The sequence below is a fragment of the Halomonas kalidii genome (genome assembly GCF_030010475.1).
Lineage (GTDB): Bacteria > Pseudomonadota > Gammaproteobacteria > Pseudomonadales > Halomonadaceae > Halomonas > Halomonas heilongjiangensis.
Genome location: NZ_JASCQN010000038.1, coordinates 20411 through 30655, shown reverse-complemented (window position 1 = coordinate 30655; position 10245 = coordinate 20411). Strand labels below are relative to the sequence as shown.

At 62.7% G+C, this 10245-nt stretch carries 12 protein-coding genes; 4 read left to right on the top strand and 8 right to left on the bottom strand.

Annotated elements, in window-relative coordinates:
• Nucleotides 1-464: 464 nt before the first annotated feature.
• On the top strand, nucleotides 465-905 hold the full coding sequence (locus QLQ85_RS10785; RefSeq protein ID WP_282738984.1) for an REP-associated tyrosine transposase: 441 nt from the start codon (nucleotides 465-467) through the stop codon (nucleotides 903-905).
• Nucleotides 906-976: 71 nt separating this feature from the next.
• Here the strand turns inward: QLQ85_RS10785 and QLQ85_RS10780 are convergent, their stop codons facing one another.
• The 8 genes from QLQ85_RS10780 to pilB form a co-directional block, all read right to left on the bottom strand.
• Nucleotides 977-1885: a DNA replication terminus site-binding protein gene (locus QLQ85_RS10780; RefSeq protein ID WP_282738983.1), complete on the bottom strand. Its 909-nt coding sequence runs from the start codon at nucleotides 1883-1885 to the stop codon at nucleotides 977-979.
• Nucleotides 1882-2115 carry a DNA gyrase inhibitor YacG gene (gene yacG / locus QLQ85_RS10775; RefSeq protein WP_102628309.1) on the bottom strand — a complete coding sequence of 78 codons (234 nt, stop codon included), beginning with the start codon at nucleotides 2113-2115 and terminating at the stop codon, nucleotides 1882-1884. The genes QLQ85_RS10780 and yacG overlap by 4 nt, the downstream gene beginning before the upstream one ends.
• Nucleotides 2116-2157: 42 nt before the next feature.
• Nucleotides 2158-2772: a dephospho-CoA kinase gene (coaE, locus tag QLQ85_RS10770; protein ID WP_282738982.1), complete on the bottom strand. Its 615-nt coding sequence runs from the start codon at nucleotides 2770-2772 to the stop codon at nucleotides 2158-2160.
• 61 nt (nucleotides 2773-2833) lie between these two features.
• The gene (locus QLQ85_RS10765) at nucleotides 2834-3682 is read right to left on the bottom strand and encodes a prepilin peptidase (RefSeq protein WP_282738981.1); all 849 of its coding nucleotides are present in this window, start codon (nucleotides 3680-3682) and stop codon (nucleotides 2834-2836) included.
• A gap of 18 nt (nucleotides 3683-3700) precedes the next feature.
• Nucleotides 3701-3892 carry a DUF2283 domain-containing protein gene (locus tag QLQ85_RS10760; protein ID WP_282738980.1) on the bottom strand — a complete coding sequence of 64 codons (192 nt, stop codon included), beginning with the start codon at nucleotides 3890-3892 and terminating at the stop codon, nucleotides 3701-3703.
• Nucleotides 3893-3894: 2 nt separating this feature from the next.
• Nucleotides 3895-4128, bottom strand: a complete 234-nt coding sequence (locus tag QLQ85_RS10755) for a DUF4258 domain-containing protein (protein ID WP_282738987.1) — start codon at nucleotides 4126-4128, stop codon at nucleotides 3895-3897.
• A gap of 25 nt (nucleotides 4129-4153) precedes the next feature.
• On the bottom strand, nucleotides 4154-5386 hold the full coding sequence (locus QLQ85_RS10750) for a type II secretion system F family protein (RefSeq protein WP_282738979.1): 1233 nt from the start codon (nucleotides 5384-5386) through the stop codon (nucleotides 4154-4156).
• 133 nt (nucleotides 5387-5519) lie between these two features.
• Entirely contained in the window at nucleotides 5520-7328 is a 1809-nt protein-coding gene (gene pilB, locus QLQ85_RS10745) for a type IV-A pilus assembly ATPase PilB (protein WP_282738978.1), read from the bottom strand.
• 335 nt (nucleotides 7329-7663) lie between these two features.
• Here pilB and QLQ85_RS22820 point away from each other — a divergent pair, with 335 nt between their 5' ends.
• The 3 genes from QLQ85_RS22820 to QLQ85_RS22870 all read left to right on the top strand — a co-directional run bounded on the left by QLQ85_RS22820 (nucleotide 7664) and on the right by QLQ85_RS22870 (nucleotide 10161).
• Nucleotides 7664-8038, top strand: a complete 375-nt coding sequence (locus tag QLQ85_RS22820) for a pilin (RefSeq protein ID WP_407650379.1) — start codon at nucleotides 7664-7666, stop codon at nucleotides 8036-8038.
• A 137-nt stretch (nucleotides 8039-8175) separates the two neighbouring features.
• Nucleotides 8176-9612, top strand: coding sequence for a sulfatase-like hydrolase/transferase (locus QLQ85_RS10735; RefSeq protein ID WP_282738977.1), 1437 nt, complete (start codon nucleotides 8176-8178; stop codon nucleotides 9610-9612).
• A 177-nt stretch (nucleotides 9613-9789) separates the two neighbouring features.
• Nucleotides 9790-10161 carry a prepilin-type N-terminal cleavage/methylation domain-containing protein gene (locus QLQ85_RS22870; protein WP_407650378.1) on the top strand — a complete coding sequence of 124 codons (372 nt, stop codon included), beginning with the start codon at nucleotides 9790-9792 and terminating at the stop codon, nucleotides 10159-10161.
• Nucleotides 10162-10245 lie beyond the last annotated feature (84 nt).

Below are 10245 nucleotides of genomic sequence, written 5' to 3'. Positions count from 1 at the left end.
TGCGCCGAGCGATTGGCGCCGATAGGCGCCCCGGCGGTGGCTTCTAACCTGGTGGATGACTGCCCAGCGCCGCTTCGCGCCGCCATCGCCCCGCAAAGCGTGGCTCCCACAGGGAGGTAGATTCCCTGCCTGGTGGGAGCTTGGCTGCGCCGAGCGATTGGCGCCGATAGGCGCCCCGGCGGTGGCTTCTAACCTGGTGGATGACTGCCCAGCGCCGCTTCGCGCCGCCATCGCCCCGCAGAGCGTGGCTCCCACAGGGAGGTAGATTCCCTGCCTGGTGGGAGCTTGGCTGCGCCGAGCGATTGGCGCCGTTAGGCGCCCCGGCGGTGGCCTCTAACCTGGTGGATGACTGCCCAGCGCCGCAGAGCGCCGCCATCGCCCCGCAAAGCGTGGCTCCCACAGGGGGCCCGCCTGTGCCCCTTGGCTATGCTGATATTGGAATATCCCATCGCTAGGACGAGGCCATGGAAATGGACCTTCCTCGAAGCCATGCGCTGCGCAAGGGGCGACGATCAATTCCTGGTTACTGCTACTTGATCACTGTCGTGACCAAAGAGCGGTTCCCGTGGTTCAGTGACTTCGAACATGCCGCAATGGCTTGCAGGAGTTTCTACAGCGATAGTGTCGTTGCCCAGTCGGATACGTTGGCCCATGTCGTCATGCCGGATCACGTCCATTGGTTGCTCCAGCTCAAGGGCGAATTGAGTGAAGCCGTACGGCTCTACAAGGCTAGCGTCTCGCTGGAGGTCAAGCCGGGCATGTGGCAGCGAGGTTTCCATGATCGGGCCCTGCGATCGGATCAAGACCTCCGTCAGGTGGCGCGTTATATCGTGGCCAACCCGTTGCGGGCCGGGCTGGTCGAGGATATCGGCCAATACCCCTACTGGAATGCCGTATGGCTATGAGTCTCTCGTGGCCAAGCTCCCACAGGATGGTAGATTCCCTGACTTGTGGGAGCTAGGCGGCAACCGAACGCTTATCGGTAACGAAACACCCGCAGGCTCGGCAGGAAGGGTTCGTCTTCCAGGCGTTCGTCGCTGCGCCGTGCCCGGGTGCGCTTCTCGGGGGGCTTCGGCGGGGGCAGGTTGTGGTCGGGCAGGCGGCCGTCGGGCGAGGGCACGAACAGCGGCAGCGCGACGTTCAGCGCCCGGCGGCTGCGGCCGTCCTCCAGCGGTTCGCGAAAGAACAGGTTGGCACGCATCAACGGCGCCTGGCGCTGTACCTGGGCCAGGGGCTCGCCGTCCGGGATGCCGGCCAGCTTGCGCAGCTGGATCCTCACATGGGGCGCCTCGGCGTCGAGCTTGAGCAGCTTCTGCTCGGCCTCGCGCACGCTCAGCCGCTTGATCGAGCGCCCGCTCGAGTACCACGCCAGCCGCACCCGCGCCACCGGCGCCTCGGCCACCGGGATCGCCCGCCAGCACTGCTTGAGGTGCAGCCGCGCCAGCCCCCGGCCGCGCAGGTGGTCGTGGAGCGCCGGGTGGCGGAAGGGCAGTACCGTCTTGATCTCGGGGATCAGCGCCGGCACCTGCTCGCGAATCTGGGCGAGCAGCGCGGCGAAGGCGGCCTTGGCCGCGTTCGCCTCGGCGACCCGGGCCAGCAGCGCCTCGCCGGCCGCCACCAGCCCGACATGGGCGCGCGTCGCCCGGCCGTCCTGGCCATCGTGATACCAGAAATCCAGCAGCGCCCGGCGCAGCCACGGCTCGCTCGCCGGCTCCGCGCCGAAGGCCCAGCTCGCCCCGGGTGCCTGGTGGTAAGCGCCCAGCAGCGCCTCGGTGCGCAGGATCAGCGCATCGAAGGCCGCCTCCACCTCGGCGAGCAGGCGATATTCGGGCTTCAGCAGCCCGGGCGGGTGCGACAGGCTGGGCGGCTGCCTATCGGCGGTCACTGCAGGCCACCGTCCCGGTCGGCCTGGGCGAGCAGGGCATCGATATCCATCTCGTCCATGGCCGGCTCACCGGTGATGCGGTGTGACTCGTCGGCCCAGGCGCCCAGGTCCAGCAGCCGGCAGCGCTTGCTGCAGAAGGGACGGTAGGGATTCTGCTCGCTCCACAGCACCTTCTTGCGGCACTGCGGGCAGGCGACTTCCAGGGGGCGATTCGATTGCGGCGACGTCATGACATTCTGTCTCGGGGTTGGGGTCTCGGGGTCGGTCTCGTGTCAGTGCACTGAAGGCGAGCCTGCCAGGTTTCGATAGCGCCGGTCCAGTTCCGCGACCTGCGCGCCCAGGGCCTGCTCGTCACCCCCATTGTCGATCACGTCGTCGGCCAGGGCCAGGCGTTCGGCGCGCGGCATCTGGGCGGCCACGATGGCCCGTGCCTGGGCCTCGTCGACGTCGTCACGGGCGGCGGTGCGTGCGATCTGCAGCGCCTCGGGCACGTCGATCACCAGGCGGCGGTCGACCAGCCGGTGCTGGCCCGACTCGAACAGCAGCGGCGAGACCAGCAGCACATAGGGCGCGCCCCGGGCCTGCAGGCGCGCCAGGTGGGCCAGCAGCCGCTCGCGGATGCGCGGGTGGGTCACCGACTCCAGCCAGCGCCGCTCGGCCTCGTCGGCGAAGACGATCTCGCGCAGCGCCCGGCGGTCGAGCCGGCCGTCGGCCAGCAGCACCCGCCGGCCATGGCGCGCGGCGATCTCCGCCAGCGCCGGCTCGCCGGGCTCGACCACCTCGCGGGCCACATCGTCGGCATCCACCCAGGGAATGCCCAGCGCCGCGAAGGCCCTGGCCACCGTCGACTTGCCCGAAGCGATCCCGCCGGTCACACCGATGATCAAGCTAAGTCCCCCTTGGGGTCAGACCCCAAAATTCGCTTAGGGGTCTGACCCCGAAGCGCGGTTAATAGAGCAGGCCGAGGTAGGCCGCCATCAGCGGCTCGCCGGCGAGCAGGGCGAGCCAGCCGGCCACCACCAGGTAGGGGCCGAAGGGCATCGGCGCGCCGCGCAGCCGCGGGATCGCCAGTTGCACCAGCACGCCGATCACCGCGCCGGCCCCGGCCGAGAGGATCAGCACCAGCGGCAGGCTCTGCCAGCCCAGCCAGGCGCCGAGCGCGGCGAGCAGCTTGAAGTCACCGTAGCCCATGCCCTCCTTGCCGGTCACCAGCTTGAACAGCCAGTAGAAGCTCCACAGCGCCAGGTAGCCGGCCATGACGCCGATCACCGCCGAGGAGAGCAGCAGCGGCTGGAACAGCAGCTGGTAGAGCAGCCCGGCCCACAGCAGCGGCAGGGTGAGCATGTCGGGCAGCAGCTGGGTGCGCAGGTCGATCACCGCCATCGCCAGCAGCGTCAGGCAGGCGCCGAGGATGAACAGGCCCTGCCAGGTCGCGCCGAAGATCGCCACCACCGCCAGCGCCAGCGCGCCGCCGGCCAGCTCCACCAGCGGGTATTGCGGGCTGATGCGCGCCCGGCAGCTGGCGCAGCGCCCGCGGCGCTTGAACCAGCCGAGCAGCGGGATGTTGTCGTGCCAGGCGATGGGTGCCTCGCAGGCGGGGCAGATCGAGCGCGGCGTCACCAGGTTGAAGCGCGGCGTCTCCTCGCTGGGCAGCTCCAGCGCCTCGCGGGCCTCGGCCCGCCAGCCCTGCATCAGCATCACCGGCAACCGCGCGATCACCACGTTGAGGAAGCTGCCCAGGCAGAGGCCGACGACGGCCGCCAGCGGCCAGAGCAGGGAAGGGGGTAAATCGAACAAGAAGAGTATCCTTACGGGTCAGGCGGCTTCGCTCTTGAGCAGCGGCCAGGCACCTTGTTTCGAGGCCTCGAGAATGACCACTTCGACGATGGTGCCATCCGCGGCGTAGCTGATATGGGTGTTCCAGTCCTGGGAGACTTCCTTGGCAATCGGCTTGTCCGCCAGGTGAAGCACCAGGATATCGTCGGCTTCGTCATAGGTCGTACGCATCGTCACTCCTCCCACCGAAAATGATGCATGACGGTTTTCACGACCAGTCTATCCTCCAGAATCACAGCCGCACAGATCAGGTTATCATGGCGGCCCGACATTTCCTTGGCCAGCCAAAGCCGAATGTCGTCCTTGTAACGGGTAATGCCAGTTTCAATAAGTTCGCAAAGCGTTGCCTCGGATATGCGTCGCTCGGCCATGCGCTCACGAGCATGGCGAGTGACATGGACGTCCAGGCCGAATCGTTGGCGGTGCTCGGTGCTACATCACGCTGCCCAGCTCGAAGATCGGCAGGTACATGGAGATCACCAGGCCGCCGACCAGCACCCCGAGCACCACGATGATGAACGGCTCGAGCAGCGAGGTGAGGGTGTCGACCTTGTTGTCGACCTCCTCCTCGTAGTAGTCGGCCACCCGGTTGAGCATGGCGTCCAGCGAGCCGGCCTCCTCGCCGATGCCGACCATCTGCACGGCGAGCGGCGGGAACTGCTCGGTCAGGCGCATGGCGAAGTGCAGCTGCTGGCCGGAGGAGACGTCCTCGCGGATCTGCTCGACGGCGCGCTCGTAGACCTTGTTGCCCGAGGCGCCGGCGGCGGTGGTCAGCGCCTCGACCAGGGGCACCCCGGCGCCGAAGGTGGTGGCCAGGGTGCGCGAATAGCGCGCCACGCAGGACTTGTCGAGGATGTCGCCGATCACCGGGATCTTCAGCGACAGGGCGTGCATGCGGTAGGCGAACGCCTCGGAGCGCTTCATGCCGGCGCGGATGAAGAAGATGAAGGCCGCCAGGCCGAGCACCGCCCACCACCAGTACTGCTGGGCGAACTCCGACATGGCGATGGTCATGCGGGTCATCGCCGGCAGCTCGGCGCCGAAGCCGTGGAACAGGCTCTCGAACTGCGGCACCACCTTGATCAGCAGCAGCGCGGTGACGCCGAAGCCCACCGCGATCACCGCCGCCGGGTACCACAGCGCCTTCTTGACGCGCCCCTTGAGCGACTCGATCTTCTCCTTGTAGGCCGCCACCCGCTCGAGCATGCGGTCGAGCGAGCCCGATTGCTCGCCGGCCTCGACCAGGTTGGCGAACAGCCGGTCGAAGTGCTGGGGATGGCGCTTGAGTGCCTCGGAGAAGCTCGAGCCCGCCGCCACGTCGTTCATCAGCTCCTGCACCAGGGCGCTCATCGCCGGCTTCTTGAGGCTCTCGGCGACCACCTGGAAGGCCTGCAGCACCGGTACCCCGGCGCGGATCATGGTCGCCATCTGGCGTGCGAAGAGCATGATGTCGCGGGGCTTGATCTTGCCCATGCCGCCGCCGAGCCCGCCCTTGCGGCGCACGGTCTTGACGACGATGTTCTGGCCCGTGAGCTCCTTTTCCACCTCGGCCTTCCTGGCGGCGATGATCTCGCCGCTCACCTTGCGGCCGTTCGGTCCCTTTCCGCTCCAGCGCCAGCGATAGAGCTTGATCTTGTCCGGCGCGCGCATCGTGCGTGTGGCCATGAATGTTCCCTGCGTCGTTGCTAGCTGTATATTCGTTATAGGCCCGGGGGGCTTTATGGTGTTGTTACCGTTTATGGCATTCGTGTTGTCCAGCGTCACGCGCCGCCCGCGGCGGCGCTGCATGAGCCTCCCTTCAGTCCTTGGTCACCCGGTTGACCTCGGCCAGGCTGGTCAGCCCCTGCATCACCTTGAGCAGGCCGCTGCGGCGCAGGTCGGGGTGGCCCTCTTCCCGGGCCAGGGTGTCGAAGTCCATGGAATTGCCCTGGCGCATGATCAACTGGCTCATGGCATCGCTGATCGGCACCACCTCGTAGATCCCCACCCGGCCCTTGAAGCCCTGGGTGCAGTGCTTGCAGCCCACCGGGGAGAAGATGGTGGCATGGTCGACCTCCTCGACGCTGAAGCCCTGCTGCAGCAGCCCCTCGCGGGGGATGTCGGCCGGCTGCTTGCAGCGGGGGCACAGCTTGCGCGCCAGGCGCTGGGCGATGATCAGGCTCACCGAACTGGCGATATTGAACGGCGCCACCCCCATGTTGGCCAGGCGGGAGAGGGTCTCGGCCGCCGAGTTGGTATGCACCGTCGAGAGCACCAGGTGGCCGGTCTGCGACGCCTTGACCGCGATCTCGGCGGTCTCCAGGTCGCGGATCTCGCCGACCATCACCACGTCGGGGTCCTGGCGCAGGAAGGCGCGCAGGGCGCTGGCGAAGTCCAGGCCGATCTTCGGCAGCACGTTGACCTGGTTGACCCCCGGCACCTTGATCTCCACCGGGTCCTCGGCGGTGCAGATGTTGCGCTCCACCGCGTTGAGCAGGTTGATGCCGGTATACAGGGTCACCGTCTTGCCGCTGCCGGTGGGGCCGGTGACCAGGATCATGCCCTGGGGCTGGTCGAGCACCGTCTCGTACATGGCGCGCTGCTCCGGCGTGAAGCCGAGCATCTCGATGCCGAGCTGCGCCGAGGCCGGGTCGAGGATGCGCAGCACCACCTTCTCGCCGTACACCGTGGGCAGCGAGTTGACGCGGAAGTCGATGGAGCGGCTCTTGGAGAGCTTGAGCTTGATCGCGCCGTCCTGGGGCAGGCGGCGCTCGGAGATGTCGAGCCGCGACATCACCTTGAGCCGCGCGGCGATCCGCGTGCGCATGGCGAACGGCGGGTGGGCCACGTCGTGGAGGATGCCGTCGATGCGAAAGCGCACCCGGTAGCTGGTCTCGTAGGGCTCGAAGTGGATGTCCGAGGCGCCGCGGCGGATGGCGTCGAGCAGGATCTTGTTGACGAACTTGATGATCGGCGCGTCGTCGCCGGACTCGGCGTTCACCGCCTGGGGATCGATCGCCTCGCTCTCGCCCTCGTCGTAGGCCAGCTCGCCGATGGCGTCGTCGACCCCCTTGAGCTCGTCGAGCATGCTGTGCTCGCTCTGGGTCAGGTAGTTCTCCAGCGCCGGGCCGAGCTGGTCGACCGGGGCCAGCACCCCCTCGGGGGTGAGGCCGGTGGCGAACTGCAGCTCGTCGAGCAGGGCCAGCGTCGAGGGGAAGGGCACCGCCACGGTCAGCCGGTGGCCGTGGCGCATCAGCGGCAGCACCTTGAGCCGGCGCAGGATCTTCTCGGGGAAGTCGCCCGCCGGCGGCAGGCCGTCGGCGCGCAGGGCGTCGAGGTCGATGATCGGCAGGCCGTACTCCCAGGCCGCGGTCAGGGTGGCCTGGCGGGCCGGCACCAGGCCCGACTCGATCACGTGCTCGAGCAGCGACATCTCGGCCTCGCGGGCCTCCTGCTCGGCGCGCACCGCGGCGGGCTCGGAGAGCAGCCCGTCCTTCACCAGCCGGCGCGACAGCCCGCGCAGGCCGTCGGGGCCGGAGACCCGGTGCCCCGCCCCGGCCAGCGGCGACTCGGCGGGTTCGACCACCTCGGGCGGCATCTCGGGGGCAGGGGAGCGATAGTCGTTCATGGCGCCTCGCGGGTGCAGCAAAGGATAGCGACACCCACGATTCTAGCCCCTGCCGACCGCCCCCGCCCAGCAGTTCGCGCCGTCGATTCAACCTTTTCCTTGATCCAGCGTAATGATTCTGCTCGTACGGGCGGGATGAGACGGCTCAGATTGTCCTTGCAAGGTTGTCATCTGTAATTTATTGTAAGCAATAGGGGCGGTTCGTCGGGCAGGGCGACCGGCCGGCAAGTGGCGGTGGCGGCGGTTTTTCGCGCCATCCAATGTCATTCCGCACGGGCTGCAGAAGAAGGCAAAGGCCAGACCGGCCACGGCGGACAGGTGCAAGGGGCAGGGCGATGATGAAGCAAGATATGCAGGACATGAGGCGAGTGAAGAGCGGGCAGGGCGGCTTTACCCTGATCGAGCTGCTGATCGTGGTGGCGATCATCGGTATTCTGGCGGCAATTGCGATTCCGCAGTATCAGAGTTATACGGTACGGAGTGCAGATCGTGCTTGCCTGGCTGAAGCTAAGGCATATGCTAATGTAGTGTTGGCCGAACTTAGTGATCCTGATGGAACAGTTCCTACCCATAATGCTAGTGCATGTCAGGCTATCACTGCACCGTCAGACTACGTAACATTCACGGCCACACCTGAGGATCCGGGTACGGGTTCTATCTCATGTGATCTTGCGAATGGTGGTGCCTGTACTCTTACACCGGCCTCTTAAGTAAGTCTGATGGTCGAGGGTGTGTTTCTCGCCCAAGGCCTAGGTTATGATTGATGCGATAGGCCGGCTTTGCCGGCCTTTTTTCACTTCTTCTTGGTTTTTTTGATTAGCCAGGAAAGTGTGTCGAGGGAAAGACAGTGCTGACTTGCCGCAGACTAATTGGCTCGAAGTTGTGTGAGTCAAATTCTACGCAGGGAGGGTTGAGGCCTTTTTTTGGATTTCTTCTTGTTTTTTCTGGATTTCTTTTTCTTCCGAACATTCTTATTTATCTTTTATCTGATTATTATGGCTTGGTCAGGCCTTATCTGAACATTGATTATGCATTGTCTGTTGTTTTGTTTGCTTTTGGACGTAAGGTGGTCGGTGGGTTTTTTGTAATGTTTTTTTTGTTGATCGATATGCTTTCGTTGGCAGGTCAGCTTTTTCCCTTTGTCCGTTTCCAAGATGTTTTTTACTTTCTTTCGTTCATTCTGCTGGCTCCAGCATACTATAAGTTTCTTTTGGGTGTTGGTTTGCTTCTCTTTGGCTTTGGTATATATGTTCACGTGCTTCTTGGTAAGCGCTTGTCAAGGGTGGACTCCCTTGTTTCTTTTAATGTCGTAATTTTTTCGTATCTGTTGATGCCATATGCCTTAGGAGATAACGATACGGGTTCATATAGAAGGGTGGCTGAAAATCCTTTATCTAGCCAGTCCGTTTATTTTATTACTCACAGGCTGGCGGGCTTTTCAAGCAATTTCCATAGGGAAGGCGATCCTCTTTTGGTTTATCGTGGGAAGAGTGCAAGCGATATTTGGCTAGAAGAAATGGAGAAGGGGGAAATTGGAGATCAATTGCTTCTCATCGTTGTTGAATCCTGGGGTGTTCCGAAAGAGAAAGAAATTCAAGCTGAAATTCTTGGGCCATTATATGAGCTAAATTATATCGAGGTTCAAAGTGGAGAGATTTCATTCTCGGGATCAACAGTGGCAGGAGAGTTGAGGGAGCTTTGTAGGCTATACCCCGAACACTATAACTTAAAAAATCTGACTGAGGGGTTCGAAAATTGCCTGCCAAGAGTTTTACAGAGCGAAGGCTTCATAACCGTTGCTCAACATGGTGCAATGAGCACTATGTACGATAGAAGGTTCTGGTACCCTAGAGCGGGATTTGAGGAGTTTGTTTCCTTTGAGGCAAGGGATTGGCCTAGGAGATGTTATTCTTTCCCGGGGGCATGCGATGTTGACATGATGGCTGAGGTTTCTTCCTTTTTTTCCAACAATGAAAAGGGTTTTTTTTACTGGCTGACACTCAATAGTCACTCATTATATGATGAAAGGGATATTTTTATTGATAGGTTTGATTGCGAAAAGTTTGGGGTAGGTGAAGGTGAGTCTTGTAGGAACTTAAAGTTACACGCGCAGTTTTTTTATGAACTAGCTAGCCTGCTTGATGACGAAGCGATGAAGGGCGTTGACGTGTTGGTTGTTAGTGATCATCAGCCTAGGGTTTTGGATATCAATGAGTTTGGGGCTGTTTTTGAAGCTGAGAAAATTCCATGGATCAGGATGACTCAGAATGATAATGGAAAATAAAATGTATGGGAGTAAGGAGGAGTAATGAGTAATGAGAGACAAGCCCCCTGTTTCCAGCCGCCCTGCATGAAGGCGCTTAATGGCTACCTGCGGAGGTGGCGACCCCAGCTCGCCACCCAACGCATGCTCGCTCGGGGCGGATCGCAAGACGGACCACGGTTGATAAGAGCAAGGGCCATGAAGAATCAAGGCATGCAGAAAGACATGAAGACCGGCCAGAGCGGTTTTACCCTGATCGAGCTGTTGATCGTGGTGGCGATCATCGGGATTCTCGCGGCGATAGCGATTCCGCAGTATCAAGCTTATACGGCGCGTTCGGCCAACAATGCTTGTTTGTCTGAGGCAACTTCATTTGCACGGCTGGTAGCCGTTGAAAGGCAAGATGCTCCCTTTACAGTGCCAACGATGACTTGGTCGGCGTGCGACGCACCGGCCGCGACGGATTTTGAGACCGCTGCTAGCCCCTTTACCTTCTCAGTGGCTGCGGCTGGCCCCGGAGATACTGATACTGACTGTGACTTGGATGCCGGAACTTGCAGTCTCCAATAGCAATAATAGATATCAGGGCAATGAGGGGTAGCTCCCATGTCCCCACCCCGCCTGAATCCACCAGTGGCCGGCAGCAATGCCGGC